The sequence below is a fragment of the Nisaea denitrificans DSM 18348 genome (assembly GCF_000426505.1).
Classification (GTDB): domain Bacteria; phylum Pseudomonadota; class Alphaproteobacteria; order Thalassobaculales; family Thalassobaculaceae; genus Nisaea; species Nisaea denitrificans.
Map to the genome: position 1 here is coordinate 164,027 of NZ_AUFM01000011.1, position 18,886 is coordinate 182,912.

The window sequence follows — 18,886 nt, forward strand, 5'->3', positions numbered from 1 at the left end:
AATGCGTGACGACCGCTTCAGATGGTGCTGCCGGAGAATTGCAGGAATTCTCCTGTCAGGTCCGTTGAATTGTCTTTCGCGATAATGCCCGTCACTGTGGTTCGCCAGACGGCCAGTAACAGATCCTCCGCACACTTCTTGTCTTGGTGAAGGCCGAGCGGCAGCAGCGCGGCGAATATTCTCAGAGGAACGTCGTCGATAGAATTGTAGCGGATTTCATGGATTTTTGGCCGCTGTTCGACACCCGCTTCAAGGAACAGCGTCAGAATGTGATCCTGATTGGTATTCTGTATCCGCATCGTGTCACTCGCCAGCGACCCGGGTGAGAGGCGGGGTGCTAGTTTGACGATCTCGGAGCCGATAAGGTCATACCGAAAGTCTGCGCCGTTCCCGAGATAGTGACCGAGACAGAGATGCGGGAGCAGTTCTGCACCAATCGCTACCGGATCGAGGTCCTTGCGTTTTTTGCTGCCTGGAAGAGCGTTCCAGATTCTGAACAGGCGGTTCATACGCACAAAAATGGCTTGCTTGTCAGTATCGGCGCCCACGGGAGTTCGTTTTACTGGGCTTGGACCTGAGAACGCCGCTTTTTGCGTACGTCTATGATGGCTCATCTCCATGTTTACCATGGCAGCCTGAACGGTTCGGCAAATCAAGGAATAAGGGAATAGCTCCCGGTGCCGCCGGGTCGAGGCGGGTGACCCGGGCGACGCGCGGCCGCCCGGGAGCAACTCTTTGGCGGACCTATTCTGCCGCTTCGGAAGCCTCTTCGACTTTCTTGTTCCGTCCAAGTAGCGTCATCACGAAGACGAAGAAGACCGGTACGAAGAAGACCGCCAGAACGGTTGCCGAGATCATGCCGCCGAGCACGCCGGTGCCGATGGCATTCTGGCTGGCCGCACTGGCCCCCGTCGCGATGGCGAGCGGGAGCACGCCGAAGGAGAAGGCGAAGGACGTCATAAGGATCGGCCGGAAACGCAGGCGGGCCGCCTCGACGGTAGCGTTGAACAGGGACTGGCCCTCGGCGCGCAGGTCCTTGGCGAATTCCACGATCAGGATCGCGTTCTTTGCCGACAGACCGATGATGGCGATCAACCCGACCAGGAAGTAGACGTCGTTCGGCATGTCCCGCGACATGACGGCGAGGACGGAGCCAATGGCGCCCAGCGGCACCACCAGCATGACCGAGATCGGGATCGACCAACTCTCGTAGAGTGCTGCCAACAGCAGGAACACGAAGATGATGCTGAGCGCGATCAGCAACGGCGCTTGGGCGCCGGATTGGATTTCCTGCAGCGACTGACCTGTCCACTCATAGCCAAACCCCGCGCCGAGACCATTGGCGATCCGCTCCATCTCCGCGATGGCATCGCCCGACGAATAGCCGGCGGACGCCTGACCGCTGATCCGGATCGTTGGATATCCGTTGTAGCCGACAACCTGGGCCGCGCCCGTGACCCATTCCACGGTTACGAAATTGGACAATGGAACCATGCCGCCATGGGTGTTGCGGACCGTCATCTTGAGAATGTCGTCAGTGGACATCCGCTGGTTCTGATCTGCCTGAACGGTCACCCGCTGCATGCGGCCGACATTCGGGAAGTCGTTGACATAGGTCGATCCGAGCTGGGTCGAGATCGTCTCGTTGATATCGGCAAAGGTCACGCCGAAGGTGTTGGCCTTTTCCCGGTCGACGACGAGATTGACCTGAACGGCATCGGGCAGACCCGAAATGCGCAAACCCTGCAAAATCGGGCTCTGCCTGCCTTCGGCCAATAACCGGTTTGTACCTTCGACAAGCGCTTCGTGACCGAGGCCGCCGCGATCCTGCAGCCGAAAATCAAACCCGCTGGAATTACCGAGACCGCGAATTGGCGGTGGCGACAGCGCGAAGGTCCGACCGTCCTTGATCTGGAACAGCTGGCCGTTTGCCCGTCCGGCGATGGCCGTGGCGGAATTCTCCGGTCCACGTTCACTCCAGTCCTTGAGAGGCACGAAGGCGATAGCGGCATTGTCACCCGTTCCGGAGAAGCTGAACCCCGCCACCGTCACGATCTCGGCGATGCCTTCCTTGCCGATGAAGGTGGACTCGACCTGTTCGATCACCTGCAGTGTGCGATTGGCGCTGGCTTCCGCCGGAGCCTGCATGTCGACCAGAAGATAGCCCTGATCTTCATTCGGAATGAACGCGGTCGGGAGCTGTATCCAGAGATACCCAAGCCCAGCTAGCAGGGCCAGATAGATGATCATGTACCGTCCGGTCCGATGGATCATGCGGCTGACGACGCTGCTGTACCCGCGTGCAGTCTTGTCGAAGCCGCGGTTGAACCAGCCAAAGACGCCACGTTTCGCCATTGAGTGACCGGCCTCGACCGGTTTCAGGAAGCTGGCGCACAGTGCCGGGGTCAGGGACAGCGCAAGGAAGCCGGAGAACAGGATAGACACAACCATGGTCAGGCTGAACTGCTGGTAGATGACGCCGACCGCACCCGGGAAGAAGGCCATCGGGACGAACACCGCCATCAGCACCAGCGTGATGCCAACGATTGCCCCGGTAATCTGCTTCATGGCCTTGCGGGTTGCTTCGCGCGGGGAAAGGCCTTCCTCGCTCATGATGCGCTCGACGTTCTCAACCACGACGATAGCGTCATCGACCAGGATGCCGATCGCCAGCACCATGGCAAACATTGTCAGCACGTTGATCGAGAAGCCGGACACCATCATCACCGCACAGGTGCCAAGAAGAGCCACCGGAACAACCAGTGTGGGGATAATCGTGTAGCGGAAGCTCTGCAGGAAGATGAGCATTACGATGAAGACCAGCCCAACCGCTTCAATCAGCGTGTGGAGAACCTTCTCGATGGACACCTCCACGAATGGCGCGGTGTTGTAGGGGATCTTGTATTCCATGCCGTCCGGGAAAAAGCGTTCTAGCTCCTTCATCTTGACTTCGATTGCGTTGGCGGTTTCCAAGGCATTACCGCTCGGAGAGAGCTGCACGCCGAGAGCTGCTGTCGGCTGTCCATTCAACCGCGCTGCCGAAGTATAGGACTCACCGCCGATCTCAATGCGAGCAACATCGCGCAGCCGGACAGTCGATCCGTCGATCTGGGCCCGGAGCACGATGGCGCCGAATTCCTCGGGGGTCTTGAGTTGCCCTTTCACCAGAACACTCGCGGCAATCTGCTGGTCTTTTGTCACCGGCTTTGCGCCGATGCGGCCTGCGGCGACCTGGGCATTCTGGGCCTGGATCGCATTGACAACGTCTTCCGTGGTGAGATTGAGGCCGAGCATCTTGTCCGGGTCGAGCCAGACGCGCATGGATCGTTCGGTGGAGAACAGCCGTGTGTTGCCGACGCCACCGATCCGCCGGATCTCGCCGTCAACATTCCGGCTGAGATAGTCACCCAGCCCGATGGCGTCGAGCGTGCCGTCCGTCGATGTGAGCGTGACCACAAGAAGGAAGCCCGTGCCGGCCCGCTCGATGCGCATGCCCTGGCGGGAGACGGTTTCCGGCAATCGCGCTTCGACCCGGCTGATCCGGTTCTGGACTTCAACCTGTGCGTCGGCGATGTCCGTCCCGGGCTCGAACGTGACAGTGATGCTGATTTGCCCGGATGAGTCTGATGTCGATTCGAAATAAAGCAGCCCGGGAATGCCGTTCAGCTCGTTCTCGATCGGCCGGGTGACGCTTTCATACATGTCTTCCGGCGTCGCGCCCGGGTAAGTGGTGCTGACCGTGATCTGTGGCGGCGCAACATTCGGATACTGCGCAACGGGCAGAAACGGAATCGCAAGGGCGCCGGCCAGCATAATGAAGATGGCGACGACCCAGGCGAAGATGGGTCGGTCTATGAAGAAACTTGCCATGTCTACTCTGCCTTACTGGGCGCTCGAATTAGCGGCTTGCTGCCACGGTTGCGGCGTGACTTTCGCGCCAGGGCGGATCTTCTGGAAACCTTCGACGACAATCTGCTCACCGACGGCGAGGCCGCTTTCCACGACCCACCGGTTGCCGGTGGCCTCGCCAAGGACGACCTGTCGAAGCTCCAGGGTGCCATCCGGCGCAACGACATAGAGCCGGGCCTTGCCTGCGGTATCGCGCTGGATCGCCTGCTGGGGCACTGCAATCGCGTTGTGACGGATGCCTTGCTCGATCCGGACCCGTACATACATGCCGGGCAGAAGGGCTGTATCCGGGTTCGGGAACTCACCGCGTAGAGTAATCTGACCGGTCGTCGAGTCGACAGTGCTTTCCTGAAGCAAGAGGCGCCCGCTCTGCGGATACGGAGCGCCATCGTCGTAAAGCAGATGGACCGCAGCAGCGCCATCGGCTGAAACCGATACTTCGCCGCCATTCATGGCTTTGCGGAGTTCCCGGAGTTCCTTGGCCGACTGTGTGAAGTCGGCATAGACGGGATCGAGCTGCCGGATCACGGCGAGGCTTTCGGTACTGGTGTTTCCGACGAGGGCGCCTTCGGTGATCAGGGCGCGCCCGATCCGGCCGGAGATCGGTGCCTTGACGTTTGTGTAGTGAAGGTCGAGCTCTGCCGCGGCGAGACCTGCTCTGGCAAGCGCGACATCCGCGTCGGCCTTGGCGAGAGCGGCGACGGCATCGTCGCGGGTCTGGGCGCTGGCAACCTTACGGGACTGCAGCTCCTGCTGCCGGTCTGCGGTTCGCTTGGCTTGTTCCTGCGTCGCAAGCGCACGCTTCAGGGTTGCGCGCGCGCTCTGAACCTGAACTTCAAACGGCGCCGGATCGATCTTGTACAGAACGTCGCCTTGATTGACGATGGTCCCCTGCTCGAAGACGCGTTTGACAACGAGCCCGGATACCCGGGGGCGGACCTCGGCAATATTTGTCGGCGCAATCCGTCCGGGAAGCTCGTTCACTACCGGGATATCCTCGGCGGCGGCGGTGACGGTACTGACAGCGACGGGCGGACGAGCCGGGGCCGCGGTCACCGGTTTCTCCTCTGTCAAATCAACGTCGCAAGCTGCCAGGACCGGCAGGACCGCGATAGTGAAAGCCAAGGCCCGGATAGTCTTGGTAAAGGGCATGACGAACTCCTGTGGATGGATCCGGCTTTGATCTATGGGGGGCGTGCGCTGCGGATCTATATGGGCGAAGGGATGATGGGCTATAGAACGGAGGTTCAGGGCGAATCCGTCACTTCGTCGCACGCGCGTTCTTCGGGCTCCTGGTCGACCAGCCAGCGAATCTCAGAAAGCAAACGTTTCCGCTCCTCGCTCGGCCATTTATAAAGGCCAAGCCACTCCAGTGATTTCAGGCCTTCAACGGCGAGAAAGGCAAGGAGTGGACCACGCGGTTTCTCAGATGTTTCCATCAGATGTGCGATTCTCTGGCTGAACATGTCCTGCACCGGCCGGCGCAAATCGGCGTCTTGCGATACGACAGCGCAAAGGCCAAGCGCGACTTTGCGGTCCTCGTCCGATAGCTCCTGCAACTCCGAACTCAACCGGGCGCGGATCGCGACATTGGGCACCGGACCCAGATGCTGCTCGATCCCTTCAATCCGGTTGCTCTCCGTGGCGATGCGTCGCTCGACCAGAGCTTTGAGCAGAGCTTGTTTTGTCTTGTAGTCGTAGAGCACGCTGGCCTTGCTGATACCGGCCTCGGCAGCGACTGATTCGAGCGTCAGCTGTCCGGCGCCGTCGCGGGCCGCGACGGCTTGTGCTGCATCCAGTACAGCTTCGCGATCGATAGATCTGGGACGTCCAACCATGCTCGTGCGGGCAATCTATTTATTTCCGATTGGTCGGAAAGTAATCACGGCTTGAACGATGTCAAGATTTCAGAGCAATAAAATTGTGCGGTGCATGGTAAGATTATGCTGCATAAGCGAACAATTTTGGCGAAAGCTTTGAGCGGCGGTTTTTTGTAGGGGTGTGGCCGCCGGACGGTTAGAACCTCATCTGAGGAGACACAAGGAGTTTCGAGGGTGATTTCGATCAGCGGCAATACTGGTCCTGATATCGATCCAGATTGGTCGGAACCGATGCCGCAATCCATCGAGGCAACGGCCAATCGCATTATCAATGGCGAGCGAACGCCGGAATTCGATCATCTGCGTGCCGAGATCACGTTTGTCGCCGCCGAAACGGTTGTACCGGAACCCAAACTCGCGTTCCTGTTCAAGTATTGGGCTGCGATCCGGGAGGCGGAAGGCCGCTTGCCGATACGCAAGGACATCGACGTACTCGAGCTTCGGCAGGCAATCGGGAACATCATGATGCTCGATGTCCTGGACGAGGGATTCGACGCGCGATACCGGGTCTACGGTACCGGTGTCGCCGAATATGCCGGGCATGACTGGACCGGGAAAACACTCTCAGAAATGTGCCGGAAAACGCGGACGCCGCTCGCTCTGCTCTACCGGGCCTGCTATCTCGCCGTCTATCGCACGGGGCGGCCGATCTATACGGAATCCATGTCGCCGAGTTGGCTCGCGCCCAAAGCTTGGCGGCGCATGATCCTCCCCTATGCCGATGAGCGGGGAGCTTGTGTCGGTTTCATGGTGGGAAACATCCCGGTGGAGCCTCAGAGAAAAGATATCAATCCGAAGGATGTCGCCAGTTCCTTGATTTACCGGAACCGTTGACTGTCTCTAGCGGCGCTTGTGGGAGGGTGAGAGCTCAAGATTGTTCAGGAGGCGGTGTGTCTCGGTATCCGAAGCCGGGTGCGATCGACCGGATGCTCCCATTCGACCCCGGCAATCAGATGCGCCGCAATCCAGCCCCAATCGTCGCATGATTTGGCACCTTTTCCGTTACCTCCGACGGCGACTGCAATCCGGTCGTCCAGCACATGGTCGATATAGGGAAGGCCGGTCGCGGTCCAGGTGACTGCGCAGGTGGCCGTGTGCCAGTGGCAGCACTCTTCCAACGCCGGGATCAGGTTCTCAAGAAATGCCCTGAACCGTATCTGGTTGGCTTTCGACCCCGGTTGCTTGAACCAGCGGGTCAGCTCCTCCAAAGAATTGAACTCCGGGTCCTCTGTCGTGCCGATGCCGATCTTCAGGTAGTCGTGACCGTCCGGGTAGCGGATGGGCGGCAGGATATAGGCGCCGGTCTCCGCGTGCCCGAGGGTCGGCATGATTGAGAGTTCTTGAGCAACTGATCCTTCTATCCGGCAAAGCAGAACAGTCCGTCCGAAGACGCGCAGTTTCAAATCCACTGGCGACAATGCGCAGGCGTCGGTGAAGCCTCCGGCCGCAATCAGCACTTTCCCAGCTTGCCTGATGAAGCCGCCCGCCAGCTCGACCTCAGCGCCGCCGGGGACAGGGCGGATCGCCACTACACGGTCTTTGACGATTGTGGTGCCGCGCTTTCGGGCGGCCTCTGTCTGGGCTTTCACCATCGCGCGCGGATTGAGGTGCCCGGCATTCCGGTTTTCATGCAATCCGTCCACATGGTCTGGAACGGCGAGAAACGGATAGAGAGCCCTGATACCCCGTGCGTCCAGTCGCGTCAGATCGGCGCCGAGGGCGCTGCCGGCCGCTTCTGCGCGATCGAGGTAGCTGGTATCGGTGCCGCCAATGCCGAGATATCGGGAGTTGGTGAAGAACGGGATGCCACTTTCAGATTCAATTTCCGCATAGCGCTCGATGGATCTCTTCGAGGTCACCGCCCAGTCCGGATCAGGGTCCGAAATGCGGGTCATCCTGCCTTCGTCATAATGACTGGCGAAAACGCCGTCATGGGCGGCAAATTCTGCTGGCTCGTCCGGGCCGATCAGGACGATGCCATCGGTCATGCCCGAAAGGTGTCTGGCTGCGGCACTGCCGATCATGCCCCGGCCAACGATGATGATACGGTCCATCTTTTCTCTTCCCGCTTAACCGAGCGCGTGGCTGGCGAGGCCGAAGATCCGATGAGGTCCGGTCGGCGCTGTCCAGTCGCCGCGGGCCATGACCGGGGATGCGCCGACATCCGAAAGCCCGCAGCCGGTCATGTCCGCGATCAGTGTTGCGGCATCGCCCGGGCAGTCGATGCGGACAAATCCGGGGCGGGCGAGAGCGCGGAACAGAGTGATGGCATCGGCCTCGTTTTCGGCCACGATCGGGCCGATTGTGGTTCCTCGCCCGAAGGGCCGGGCAATCGCATATCCGGTCAGCGCTCCACCGTCGTCCAGCACTGCAATCTCGCCCGCCGTGGCGAGGCTTTCCAGGGCATGCCCGCGCTTGGCGCCGAAGGCCGACTTGTCGAGATCGACTATGTTTGATAGGTCGCTGTTTGTGCCGTGTCGGAGGCGCGGGTCTTCGGTCGGCGCGCCCTGATAGCCCCCCTGATACTGCCGGGATGTATCGAAGGCCGTGAAGCCAAGGGATTCATAGAGCGACCGTCCGGCGTCCGTCGCCAGCAGGACGACCGGGTGCGGGGAGGTGTCTTCAAGCAGCCGTGTGACCAGTTTCCGGCCGATGCCCCGCCCCTGGCTTTCCGGCGTGATGATGATCAGCCCGATCCGTGCCAGAGTGTCCCCGAAGGTCCAGCAGAGACCGACACCGAGCGTGTTTCCCTGATTAATGTCCCGCACCAGACGCCCGCCTCCGAGTCGGATCATCAGATCTATGTCTTCCGGACGGTGGGGCCATGAGACGGCCTGAACCAGACCGGCAATGGTTCCGAGGTCTTCGGAAGAGACGGGCGAAAAGATCAGGGACATGTCGTTTCGTTTCTTCGGGGGGGCTTTAAGTGAGTGCGGTTCCGCTCGCTTTGCGGAGATGGCTGGCGGGATCACCGAAATGTTGTCTCAGCTCTGACAGGATCGCGTTGATGTTTTTGGAACGGATTGTCTCCGCCAGCCGGAAATGTTCTTCGGCGAGGTCCTTGCTGCTGCGATAGCCACCCATCAGCCGATGGAGGCAAAGCCGGGTTTCCGCCTGAACTGTGGCGTATGTGCGGGAAAGGCGTTCGCTCTTCGCCGCGTCGACCAGGGAGCGGTGGAAGTCGAAATCGAGATCGCCTCCGGCCGTCGTGTCTCCGTTCCTGAGGGCTTGATCCATGCGTTCCGCAATCGCCGTCAGGGCATCGGCAACCGCAGCTTGCCGGCCTTCCGAACAGATTTTTCGGATCGCCGCTGTTTCCAGAGCCTCCCGAACGAAATACACATCGAGCAGGTCCTCTTCGTCGACTTCTGTGACGAATACCCCGCGGTGTGGGGCGCTGCGGAGCAAGCCTTCCTGCACAAGCCGCTGCATGGCTTCCCGCAGCGGCCCTCGGCTTACGCCGAAGGTGAGGGCGAGTTCGGCTTCCAGCAGTTGGGCGCCACCCGGATAGAGGCCCGCCAGAATATCGGTGCGCAGCCGGTTGGCGATCTGGACGGGAAGAGTGACCCTTTCTATGGGGTTCGGAGTGGCCATCTGCGGACGTCCTTATGCGATACCGAGGAGGCCGGGCAGGCCTCCGATATCCGGGATCGCCTGATAGCCATATGCCGGATTGCCCGGCCCGTGGCCGCGTTCGACGAAGACCCTCTGACCAATCCGCAGATCGTTGGCTGACATCAGGTCATACCGCAGGCTGGAAGAGACATGCATCATGTGCTCCGGCCCGCAGCCAAGTGTGTCGAACATGTATTCGAACGCGCGCAGGCGGGGCTTGTAGGCCCGGGCCTGCTCGGCGGTCAGGACCGCGTGAAACGGCGCGCCGAGCAGGTCGACATTGGACTGGATCTGGCTATCGGCGGCGTTGGACAGGATCACCAGCGGGATCTCCTTTGCGACGCGGGCAAGCGGCGCCGGCACGTCGGCATGCGGTCCCCAGGTCGGGACCGCCTCGACGATGGCGTCTGCATCTTCCGGTCTGAAGGCGATGTTCCAACGGCGACAGGTGCGCTCCAGCGCCCGGTGCAGAACGTCCGCGTAAGGCTTCCAGTCCCCGAGTACCTCGTCGAACCGGTAGGCTGTAAAATCTTCCAGGAACCCGGTCATGGAAGCCGGAGAAACGATATCGGACAGCCGATTCTTTGTCAGTTCGCCAACACGAAAGTTGGTCAGGGTTCCGTAGCAATCGAAGGAGATAAATCGGATCTCGGAGGAGGGCATGATCGGTCCAGTTGTGTCGGATGTCGTGCCGGATAGTCATGCTGTGTCGTTGGATTGTCAACAATCCTATAATCCTGTTTTTTCACAGAATGCCGAGCCTCAAAACAAAAGCAGCCCGGGCGAAGCCGGGCTGCTGACGTAACGTTCGAAGGTGATCCGGTGGATTACTTCGGACCTTCCCACTCATCCATGATGGCGTGCTTCATGGCGCGCTTTTCGGAGCTGGAGGCTTTCCAGTTGTTGTTGATTGCTGCGCCTTCCCAGGACCCGTAGGTCGGGTTTGCGAACATGATCCACTGCTTGCCCCACATCGCCTGGTGTTTCTCATAGGTACCCAGACGTTCGGACGGCGAGCCTTTTACATTCTCATCGGTGAAGTCGCCGAGATTGTCGCCGAGCTGCAGGAGCACGCGGTAGCTGGCGGCCACATGCTCCCGGCGCGGGGTCTTGTTGGAGGATTTCCACTCATCCTTCTCGCCGCGCAGCAGAACCACATCCGTGTCCTTGTCGACCGGATAGCCGAACTTCTTCAGGTTCGCGCGGGTGGCGTCCTCGCCAGGGGCCTTGCGGTTTGAAACGTAGATTACCTTCACGCCTTTCGACTTGGCGTATTTGGTGAATTCCAAGGACCCCGGAATGACGCGGGATGTCTGGCTCTCGACGAACGGCGCCCAGGTTTTGGAGCTGTAATATTTGTCTTTCTCGACGATCCAGGCCTGATAGGGCGAATTGTCGAGTACGGTCTCGTCAATATCGAGAATGACGGCAGGCGGCTTGGACTGGTAATCGCCCGTCTGCTCCAGAGCAGCGGTCCAACTCTTGTCGGCAAGTGCCTGATCAAGGCGCAGCATGGCGAGCTGATAAAGCGCATAGGCATTGGCTTTGTATTCGACGGAATTCTGCACCCAGTAGGTGGCGTTCAGGCCGTCATGGCCCTTGATGTCTTCCGCGTTCGCGGCGCCGGCTGCGCCGAAAGATAGGGCGGCGGCGGTGAAGCCGGCGAGTGCGGTGGTTCTGAGAATGCGTTGCATGGTTTGACCCTTTCGCTATCCGTCGCCGGAGCAAGGGTAGGTCCAGCCCGGCATGGCGCATATGCTGTCACGAATTTGTAACAATTTGCTAGTGCGTTTGAGCGGCTGTTTTGGCCTCGCGTGGTGGCTTGCCAACGCATGGGATTGGCGAGAGACTCGCAACACGTAGGGCATGAGAGGTGATGACCATGACGGATGGAGCCACGGTTTCCTTCAGCCAGATGAAGGACGGCACGAAAGAAGATTATGTGCTTCTGGAACGACTGGAGGAGCCTTACCGGGCCGGTACCGCCGACCGGTTGCTGGCCGAACTTGCGGCGCAGGCGGACGATACGCTGTCCGGCTACAAGATCACCCGGCTTGAACATGGCCTGCAATCCGCCACCCGTGCCCGTCGCGACGGTGCCGATATAGACTGGGTGGTTGCTGCCCTGCTGCACGATATCGGAGACCGGCTGGCGCCGCAGAACCATGACCGGATGGCGGCCGAGATTCTACGTCCCTTCGTGCGCGAGGAGGTGTCCTGGGTGGTCAAGCATCACGGCATCTTCCAGAGTTACTATTTCGGTCACCATTACGGCTGGGACCGCAATGCGCGGGACCGTTTCGCAGACAATCCGTGTTTCCAGTCCTGCGCGGATTTCTGTGAGCGTTGGGACCAGGTGAGTTTCGACCCTGACTATGAGAGCGATCCACTTGAGTCCTTTGCCGACGAAGTCAGGACGGTATTCGCGCGTAAAGCTTACGATCCGGCTGTCACGCGGGCAGGTGAGGTCATCGGGCTGCCAGCGACAATCTGACCTATGGCAAGATGTCAGCCGCACTCCATTTGCAGTGCGCGGGGTGAGGTGCTGATGGAACCATTTCCAAGGTAGCGCATTCATCCTTCAGAAACACACCCATAACCGGAGGGATATGCCGTCATGGCAAGCAAGAAAACCCTGAAAAACCTGCAAACCGCGCTCGGCATGGAGCTGACGGCTGCGCACCAGTATCAGCTTCACGCGCATGTCCTCGAAGATTGGGGCATCGACCGGCTTGCCGCCCAGATGCGTGAGGAAATGCAGGAGGAACTCGGGCATTCGGACGCGTTTATCGAACGGATTTTGTTCCTGAACGGCAATCCGGAACTGAAGTTCGAGAAGGCGCCGTCAAGGGCTCAGTCCCTGAACGACATGTTCCAGGCCGATCTGGATGATGAAAAGGGTGCGATCAAGTTCTACACAGAAGCGGCTCGTGAAGCGGCGGAAGAAGGCGATATAGGCTCCCGCGTGCTGTTCGAAAAAATTGCTCTGGACGAAGAGGGCCACATGTCTTGGCTCGACCTGCAGCTGAACCTGATTGCCCGCATGGGCGAGCCCGCTTACATCGCAAAGCATATGTCCGTTCCGGGTGGTGAGGACGACTAACCTCCCGTCTTGCCAGCTATTAATAATCGGTTAGCAGTAATTCTCTAGAATTTCGAACAGTTCTGCGCTTGCATTTAAATCTGCTGAGTAGAGCGTTTGACCAGACGTCAACGCCTTGCTCAGCAGCCGTGCTGTTGCGGATGATCAAACTCTGGGCTGGAACCGCATTAAATGGCAGACAATGAGAGTAAATCGTTTGCCATCGGTGGGAGAGGCGGAACGCGGGCAACGATTGCTCTTGTCGTGGGGGCGGTACTGCTTGTCGCTGGCGCGTCGATATATTTCGCCATTCTACAGAATGCAGAGAACGAAAATCGACATACCGAGATAATAACGTCCGAAGTCCGGGAAGCTTCGAATGCCGTTGAGCAGTTCATCACAGGGCGTCAACGTCTTGTAGAGGCCTACGCTTTCGATAATCAGGCGCTGCTGGCCGCCTACGCGGAGGATGTTGCTGACGAGGAGCTGCGGACCCGGATCGACGATAGCCTGCAGCGCTGGTTCCCGAGCTATTTCACGTTTACGCTTGCAGACAGTGACGGCGTCGATTTAATCGACGATCTGGAAGGGTTTGTCGGCCGGCAGTGCCAGGAAAACATCCAGTCATATGTTGCCTCGCTTGCCGCCGATACGCACAAGGCAGGTTATGAAGCTGTCATCCATCCCCAGGCCAACAATTACCATTTCGACATCATGGCGCCGTGGCGAAGCGGCGAGCGGTTGAACGGCGTTTTCTTTGTCAGCTTCTATCCCCATGTCCTGCAGTCCCTGATCCGGTCATACCAAAGCCCCGGGCACTATCTGGCGCTTGTGCATCGCGAGCGGGACAATCTGATTGAAATTAACGCGGATGGGGCGCGGGACGATCTCGCAGGGCACCGCGAGATCACGTTGAGCGAGGCCGAGATCAAAGAAGTACGGGCCAGCGTCAACATTCCGGGATCGGTTTGGCGGCTGGTCGGATATGTCGAGCCCGGTCTGGTGGATGCAGAGAACAGGGAAAACTGGTGGAGCGCTGGTTTTGTCCTGCTTTTTGTCCTGATCGCTGGTGCACTGAGCCTATGGAAAATTCTTGCCCTTGATCGTGAACAGGCGCGGGTCCTTGACCGCCTGCGGGACTCGAATGCAGAGCTGGCCAATCTCGCCGAGGAACAGACGGCCCTTCGCGCAGCGGCCGAGGCCGGTGAGAAGACGAAAGCCCAATTCCTCGCCTCGATGAGTCATGAGATCCGTACGCCGCTGAATGCCGTCATTGGTCTGACAGACCTCGTCCTCAAGACCGATCTTTCAGAGCATCAGCGCGGCCATCTTTCTCGGATCGCTACGGCCGGACGTTCCTTGCTTGGTCTGATCAACGATGTTTTGGATTTCTCCAAGATTGAGGCAGGAAAGCTGCAAATCGAATCCATAGAGTTCGACATTGACGACGTACTTGAAAATCTGGTGACGGTTGTGAGCACCAAGATCGAGGAAAATGCGAACGAACTCATTGTAACTGTCGACCGTAATATCCCGTCCGCGCTGCGCGGGGACCCGTTGCGGCTTGGACAGATCCTGATCAATCTTGCTGGAAATGCTGCCAAATTCACCGAGAATGGCGAGATTATCGTGGATGTCGCACGCGTGACCGAAGATGGGCAGGAATGGCTGGTCTTCTCCGTACGCGACACTGGGATCGGCATGAACGAAGATCAGATGGAACGTCTTTTCAAGCCGTTTACCCAGGCGGATCAGTCGACCACCCGGACCCACGGCGGAACGGGTCTCGGTCTTACAATTTCGCGCCAGTTGGTCGATGCCATGAGGGGAAGTATAGGCTTGGAAAGCACGCTTGGAGAAGGCAGTCGTTTCCATTTCCGAGTGCCCTTTGAACCCGTCGCTGGTGCCTCGCCGCGACGGACCTTTGAAGGGATCGACCCGCGAGCGACCCGGGTTCTTGTCGTCGATGACAACGAGACCGTCCGCGAGACTCTGAGCGAGGCGCTTACAAGTCTCCGTTTCAAGGTCGATGTGGCGGCGTCCGGGCACGAAGCGGCCGCGCTGTATCACAAGGCCCGGATTCGGTCACCTTACGCGGTTGTCCTCATGGATTGGCGGATGCCGGACACTGACGGGCTCGAATCCATCAGACAAATTCAGGCGGAGAGTGGCGAGACGTCGATGCCGGTCATCGTCATGGTATCCGCCGAAGATATGCAGGGGATTGCCGGTGAACTCGGAGCACTCGGGATCGAGCATTGTGTGTGCAAGCCGATCAACACCTCCTTTTTGATCGACACGATGATGGCCTTCTTCGAGGCAGGTTCCGGTCATCGCTCTGTAGCCCCCCGCCGTCGGGCCGCAAACCAGGATCCGACTGCTGCTGCTGAGAACATTCATCTGCTGTTAGCCGAAGATGTCGAGCTAAACCGGATGGTTGCCGTAGGTGTGCTGGAGAATGCCGGCATGACGGTGGATGTGGCCGAGAACGGCGTGCAGGTTCTCGAGATCCTGACGCGGGAGGGTGCAGACCGCTACACGGCTGTGCTCATGGATATCGAGATGCCGGAAATGGACGGACTGACGGCCACCCGGAAGATCCGCGAGGAACTGGGATTTGCGGATCTGCCTGTCATCGCCATGACGGCCCACGCGCTGGCCGAGGAACGCGAGCGCTGCCTTGATGCCGGAATGAACGCCCATATAGGCAAACCGTTCGAGGCGGCGGAATTGATCTCCACGATCAACCGCTTCGTGGCCGCCGCGTCAAAAGTCCGCTCCTGAAAAAAAACAGCCAGCCCAAATTCGATGCTGAGATATCCGGTGCCTCTCTCTGCTGATCCAGTGCGGACAGGAGTTCTCTCGCACTCTCGCATTCGCCTGAGAGTTCATTGCGTTTGATATCTGATTTCTCGAACATCTACGGCACCATCCAATACGAGCACGTTGAGCGGATGACGCTCGCGGGCAGTTCCTCACCTTGCGATATTCGCCTCTGCGGCTGTTTCTCGCTTGAAAGTGAATGCTGCGCTGCACACTGAAATTCAGCCAAATCGTGTCAAAGAATTACCTATGAGCGTGCGAGGCACTCAGATTGACAACAATTCATGCTGGCGCGACTGTCATAAAAACGTCATCGTACTGCATTGCAATATTAACAGGCGCGGAATAGCGTCGGTCAGTCCGGGTGATGGGTGGAGAAACCCGGCATGCAAACTCATTGGGGGACTTCATGCGTAAAACACTTCTTCTAGCTGGCGTGGCAGCCTGTGCCTTCGCGGGGTCGGCACTGGCCGATTGCCCGCCGATGACCATGGCCGACATGAAAGGCGTGAAGGCGGGAGCCTTTCCGCAACAGTATGAACTGGCTGAGTTTCAGGCTGCGGCTGGCTGCACGCTGTCCTTTACCGGAAACCCGAAATCGGCGGACCTGAACGGCAAGATCCAGGGCAACGGTGCATTGCCGCCACTCGCGGAACGCCTCCCGGCAGAGCCGCTGGTGGTCGTGCCCTACGCCGAGATTGGCACCTATGGAGGCGTTCTCGACGGCCTGTCGAACGCGCCGGAAGCAGGTACGTCCGATCTGCTTTCCGTCCGCCACGTCAGCCTCGTGCGCTACAGCGACGATCTTGCGACGATCGTGCCGAATGTGGCCAAGAGCTGGGCATGGAACAGCGACTTCACGAAGCTGACCATGACACTGCGCAAAGGCCACAAATGGTCCGACGGTGCGCCGTTTACGTCCGAAGACATCAAGTTCTGGTACGACGACATGGTGTTCGACGAGAACATCATCAAAAAGCCGAAGGACTACGTGTTGGTCGCCGGTGAGCGGATGACGGTGGAAACGCCGGACCCGCAGACCGTGGTGTTCAACCTGCCGGCGCCGAAGCCGGGCCTGCTTGCTCACTTCGCGACGCACTATTCCCAGCCCTTCATGCCGAAGCATTTCTTCGGGACGTTCCACCCGAAATACAACCCGGATGCGGACAAGAAGGCGAAGGAACTGGGCTTCGAGAACGGCTACGCGGTAATTTCCGCCTATTACGGTAACTCCGACTGGACCGACACGCCGTCGATCATGCTGTCGGACCCGGCGAAAGCGCCGAAAATGCCGAAGGGCGTCTACCCGACGCTGGAATCCCACATCGTTGTGGCTGAAACGACCGAGGGCCGTCACCTGGTGGCGAACCCGTATTTCCATATGGTCGACACGGCGGGCAACCAGCTCCCCTACATCAACGAAATCGACGAAGTGCACATCAACGAGAACGAAGTGCGCATCCTGAAAGCTGTGAACGGCGAGATCGACTACAAGTCGCAGTCCATGCAGCTTCCGTCGGCGCCGCTCATGCTGGAGAATCAGGAAAAGGGCGGCTACACGGTCGACTTGAAGCCGACCATCGCCATGCCGGTCTTCGCCTTCAACGTCACCTCGGCGGATGAAGAGAAGCGCAAGGTTTTCGGCAACCTGAAATTCCGCCAGGCCATGTCGGTAGCGATGAACCGGGCAGAGATCAACGAAGTCGCCTTCTTCGATCTCGGTCAGCCGAAACAGTATGTCGCCTTTTCGCCGACCCCGGATTTTGTCGATCCGAAATGGGAAAAACATTACGCCCAGTTTGATCCCGCTCTGGCCAATAAGCTGCTGGATGAGATCGGCGTAGTGGACAAGGACGGTGACGGTACCCGCGATCTGCCGAATGGCGCTCCGCTGGTGCTGAACCTGCAGTTTGCAACGCAGGGCATGCCGGCTCAGCTCGCTGAGCTGGTCGCGCAGCAGTGGACCAATGTCGGCGTCAAGGCGACGGTGAAGGAAGTGACCCCGGACGAATATCGTTCGGCCCAGTCCTCCAACCAGCTTGATGTGCTGATGTGGCAGAAAGGCCAGCCGCTTGCCATCGTGCTCGGCAATTCCGAGCTGTTCCAGCCGCCGTTCGAGAATTATTTCGGTGGCCGCACAGGCATGCTCTGGGCCGAATATGTCGACAGCAAGGGCACGAAGGGTGTCAAGCCGCCGGCATATGTTGATCAGATGCTGGCTGACATTGATGCCTTCCAGTCCGCTCCGGTGGGAACGAAAGAATCTGCCGAGATCGGACAGCGTCTTGTGAAGAACATGACCGAGAACCTGCTCTTCCTTGGCACGGTGCAGGCGCCGAACCCGATCTACCATCGGAATGCGCTGAAGAACTTCCCGGAGTTCAAGACCTGGTCCTACGAGTATTACCGGACCTATCCCTATCGTCCGCAGCAATGGTTCCTTGCTGACGAAGGCTGATGATCGCCGCGCGGCGGGGCCGGGGCATTTGCTCTGGTCCCGCCGCGTCGGTTTTAGATCGATGACCTGAATAGATCGGTCGATCTAAGACCGACGGGGGCGGGATATGCTGCGATTCATACAATTTGCCTGCACGCGCGCGGCCATGGCCGTGTTCACGCTGCTGCTGGTTTCTTTTATTGTCTTCACACTGATGGAGATGGTGCCGGGGAACTGTGCGGAACGGTATCTCGCTTTCAAGAACACCCAGGGCGAGCAGATCAGCATCGAGAATATCCGGGCTGAAGAGCAGCGTCTCGGCCTCGACAAGCCCTATATTCAGCGTTGGGCCGGTTGGGTCGGCAATGTGTTCCTGCGCGGCGACTTCGGTGACAGCTGCATTCTGCGCGTCAATATCAACCAGCTTCTGGGCGATAAGATCTGGATCTCTCTCGGAATCTGCTTCACAGCCCTTCTGGTCGCCTACCTGATCGCATTGCCCGTCGGTATCATATCGGCAACGGTGTCGAGCCCGGGGCTGAACAACAGCTTGCGTCTGGTCTCCTATCTTGGCCTCGCGCTGCCGAATTTCCTGCTGGCACTGATGATCATGCTGTTTTCCACGATGGTCTTCGGCGACACCCTGACTGGGATGTTCTCAAAGGAATTCCGCGATGCGCCCTGGTCCTATGACCGGGTGATCGATTTTCTGTCGCACGCCTGGCTGCCGATCTTCATTCTCGGCTGGTCCGCCACGGCCTTCGCTCTGCAGACGGTGCGAGCGCTGATGTCTGACGAATACGGCAAGCTCTATGTCACGGCGGCGCGGGCGCGCGGGGTCACCGGCGGCAAGCTTCTCTGGCGCTATCCGGCCCGCCATGCATTGGGCCCGATTATCAATTCTCTCGGTTTCGATTTGAACCGGGTCTTCAATGAGCTGCCGATCGTGGCGGTAATCCTGACCCTGTCCGAGGCGGGATCCCTGCTGCTGGAGGGGTTGGCCCGGTCGAACGATCAGCAGCTCGCGGGAGCGATTATCTTCATGCTGACCGCCGCCATCGTATCGCTCAATTTCATGACCGATATCCTGCTCTCGCTGATTGATCCGCGGGTCCGCAAAAGCGTGATGGGAGGCTAGGG

16 protein-coding genes are annotated in these 18,886 nt (G+C 59.2%); 7 read left to right on the forward strand and 9 right to left on the reverse strand.

Going from position 1 to position 18,886, the window contains the following annotated elements:
• Positions 1-17: 17 nt before the first annotated feature.
• From K328_RS0101545 to K328_RS0101560, 4 genes are all read right to left on the reverse strand, one after another.
• Positions 18-614, reverse strand: a complete 597-nt coding sequence (locus K328_RS0101545) for a hypothetical protein (RefSeq protein ID WP_156901143.1) — start codon at positions 612-614, stop codon at positions 18-20.
• A 130-nt stretch (positions 615-744) separates the two neighbouring features.
• A complete protein-coding gene (locus K328_RS0101550) occupies positions 745-3,870 on the reverse strand; it encodes an efflux RND transporter permease subunit (RefSeq protein WP_028464459.1) in 3,126 nt (1,041 codons plus the stop codon).
• 12 nt (positions 3,871-3,882) lie between these two features.
• Positions 3,883-5,061 (reverse strand): efflux RND transporter periplasmic adaptor subunit, encoded by a 1,179-nt coding sequence (locus K328_RS22090; RefSeq protein ID WP_036553031.1) that lies wholly within the window; start codon positions 5,059-5,061, stop codon positions 3,883-3,885.
• A gap of 95 nt (positions 5,062-5,156) precedes the next feature.
• Complete coding sequence (locus K328_RS0101560) at positions 5,157-5,747, reverse strand: TetR/AcrR family transcriptional regulator (RefSeq protein WP_028464460.1); 591 nt, start codon at positions 5,745-5,747, stop codon at positions 5,157-5,159.
• A 216-nt stretch (positions 5,748-5,963) separates the two neighbouring features.
• Here K328_RS0101560 and K328_RS0101565 point away from each other — a divergent pair, with 216 nt between their 5' ends.
• Positions 5,964-6,623 carry a PAS domain-containing protein gene (locus K328_RS0101565; RefSeq protein ID WP_028464461.1) on the forward strand — a complete coding sequence of 220 codons (660 nt, stop codon included), beginning with the start codon at positions 5,964-5,966 and terminating at the stop codon, positions 6,621-6,623.
• A 44-nt stretch (positions 6,624-6,667) separates the two neighbouring features.
• Here the strand turns inward: K328_RS0101565 and K328_RS22095 are convergent, their stop codons facing one another.
• Genes K328_RS22095 through K328_RS0101585 form a run of 4 tightly spaced genes read right to left on the reverse strand, consistent with a single transcriptional unit; the run spans position 6,668 to position 10,067 of the window.
• Complete coding sequence (locus K328_RS22095; RefSeq protein ID WP_051284290.1) at positions 6,668-7,843, reverse strand: NAD(P)/FAD-dependent oxidoreductase; 1,176 nt, start codon at positions 7,841-7,843, stop codon at positions 6,668-6,670.
• A 15-nt stretch (positions 7,844-7,858) separates the two neighbouring features.
• Positions 7,859-8,686: a GNAT family N-acetyltransferase gene (locus K328_RS22100; protein ID WP_051284292.1), complete on the reverse strand. Its 828-nt coding sequence runs from the start codon at positions 8,684-8,686 to the stop codon at positions 7,859-7,861.
• A gap of 25 nt (positions 8,687-8,711) precedes the next feature.
• Positions 8,712-9,383 carry a GntR family transcriptional regulator gene (locus K328_RS22105; protein ID WP_036553033.1) on the reverse strand — a complete coding sequence of 224 codons (672 nt, stop codon included), beginning with the start codon at positions 9,381-9,383 and terminating at the stop codon, positions 8,712-8,714.
• Positions 9,384-9,395: 12 nt separating this feature from the next.
• Positions 9,396-10,067 carry a haloacid dehalogenase type II gene (locus K328_RS0101585; RefSeq protein ID WP_028464462.1) on the reverse strand — a complete coding sequence of 224 codons (672 nt, stop codon included), beginning with the start codon at positions 10,065-10,067 and terminating at the stop codon, positions 9,396-9,398.
• Between K328_RS0101585 and K328_RS26550 the strand changes: the two genes are divergently transcribed.
• A complete protein-coding gene (locus K328_RS26550) occupies positions 10,066-10,209 on the forward strand; it encodes a hypothetical protein (RefSeq protein ID WP_156901144.1) in 144 nt (47 codons plus the stop codon). The genes K328_RS0101585 and K328_RS26550 overlap by 2 nt on opposite strands.
• A 22-nt stretch (positions 10,210-10,231) precedes the next feature.
• On the opposite strand, the gene K328_RS0101595 is transcribed toward K328_RS26550, so the two are convergent.
• Positions 10,232-11,098 (reverse strand): 5'-nucleotidase, lipoprotein e(P4) family, encoded by an 867-nt coding sequence (locus K328_RS0101595; RefSeq protein ID WP_028464463.1) that lies wholly within the window; start codon positions 11,096-11,098, stop codon positions 10,232-10,234.
• 188 nt (positions 11,099-11,286) lie between these two features.
• Between K328_RS0101595 and K328_RS0101600 the strand changes: the two genes are divergently transcribed.
• The 5 genes from K328_RS0101600 (at position 11,287) to K328_RS0101620 (ending at position 18,884) form a co-directional block, all read left to right on the forward strand.
• Complete coding sequence (locus tag K328_RS0101600) at positions 11,287-11,898, forward strand: HD domain-containing protein (protein ID WP_028464464.1); 612 nt, start codon at positions 11,287-11,289, stop codon at positions 11,896-11,898.
• A gap of 123 nt (positions 11,899-12,021) precedes the next feature.
• Positions 12,022-12,507 carry a bacterioferritin gene (locus K328_RS0101605; protein ID WP_028464465.1) on the forward strand — a complete coding sequence of 162 codons (486 nt, stop codon included), beginning with the start codon at positions 12,022-12,024 and terminating at the stop codon, positions 12,505-12,507.
• Between the two features lie 171 nt (positions 12,508-12,678).
• On the forward strand, positions 12,679-15,270 hold the full coding sequence (locus K328_RS25480; RefSeq protein WP_051284294.1) for a response regulator: 2,592 nt from the start codon (positions 12,679-12,681) through the stop codon (positions 15,268-15,270).
• A 448-nt stretch (positions 15,271-15,718) separates the two neighbouring features.
• Positions 15,719-17,767, forward strand: a complete 2,049-nt coding sequence (locus tag K328_RS0101615) for an ABC transporter substrate-binding protein (RefSeq protein WP_028464466.1) — start codon at positions 15,719-15,721, stop codon at positions 17,765-17,767.
• Positions 17,768-17,873: 106 nt separating this feature from the next.
• Positions 17,874-18,884 (forward strand): ABC transporter permease, encoded by a 1,011-nt coding sequence (locus K328_RS0101620; RefSeq protein WP_028464467.1) that lies wholly within the window; start codon positions 17,874-17,876, stop codon positions 18,882-18,884.
• Positions 18,885-18,886 lie beyond the last annotated feature (2 nt).

Bases quoted from the DNA above. Each gene is read 5' to 3' on its own strand.
- K328_RS0101545 (WP_156901143.1), bottom strand. From the start codon at position 614: ATGAGCCATCATAGACGTACGCAAAAAGCGGCGTTCTCAGGTCCAAGC.
- K328_RS0101550 (WP_028464459.1), bottom strand. From the start codon at position 3,870: ATGGCAAGTTTCTTCATAGACCGACCCATCTTCGCCTGGGTCGTCGCC.
- K328_RS22090 (WP_036553031.1), bottom strand. From the start codon at position 5,061: ATGCCCTTTACCAAGACTATCCGGGCCTTGGCTTTCACTATCGCGGTC.
- K328_RS0101560 (WP_028464460.1), bottom strand. From the start codon at position 5,747: ATGGTTGGACGTCCCAGATCTATCGATCGCGAAGCTGTACTGGATGCA.
- K328_RS22095 (WP_051284290.1), bottom strand. From the start codon at position 7,843: ATGGACCGTATCATCATCGTTGGCCGGGGCATGATCGGCAGTGCCGCA.
- K328_RS22100 (WP_051284292.1), bottom strand. From the start codon at position 8,686: ATGTCCCTGATCTTTTCGCCCGTCTCTTCCGAAGACCTCGGAACCATT.
- K328_RS22105 (WP_036553033.1), bottom strand. From the start codon at position 9,383: ATGGCCACTCCGAACCCCATAGAAAGGGTCACTCTTCCCGTCCAGATC.
- K328_RS26550 (WP_156901144.1), top strand. From the start codon at position 10,066: ATGATCGGTCCAGTTGTGTCGGATGTCGTGCCGGATAGTCATGCTGTG.
- K328_RS0101585 (WP_028464462.1), bottom strand. From the start codon at position 10,067: ATGCCCTCCTCCGAGATCCGATTTATCTCCTTCGATTGCTACGGAACC.
- K328_RS0101595 (WP_028464463.1), bottom strand. From the start codon at position 11,098: ATGCAACGCATTCTCAGAACCACCGCACTCGCCGGCTTCACCGCCGCC.
- K328_RS0101600 (WP_028464464.1), top strand. From the start codon at position 11,287: ATGACGGATGGAGCCACGGTTTCCTTCAGCCAGATGAAGGACGGCACG.
- K328_RS0101605 (WP_028464465.1), top strand. From the start codon at position 12,022: ATGGCAAGCAAGAAAACCCTGAAAAACCTGCAAACCGCGCTCGGCATG.
- K328_RS25480 (WP_051284294.1), top strand. From the start codon at position 12,679: ATGGCAGACAATGAGAGTAAATCGTTTGCCATCGGTGGGAGAGGCGGA.
- K328_RS0101615 (WP_028464466.1), top strand. From the start codon at position 15,719: ATGCGTAAAACACTTCTTCTAGCTGGCGTGGCAGCCTGTGCCTTCGCG.
- K328_RS0101620 (WP_028464467.1), top strand. From the start codon at position 17,874: ATGCTGCGATTCATACAATTTGCCTGCACGCGCGCGGCCATGGCCGTG.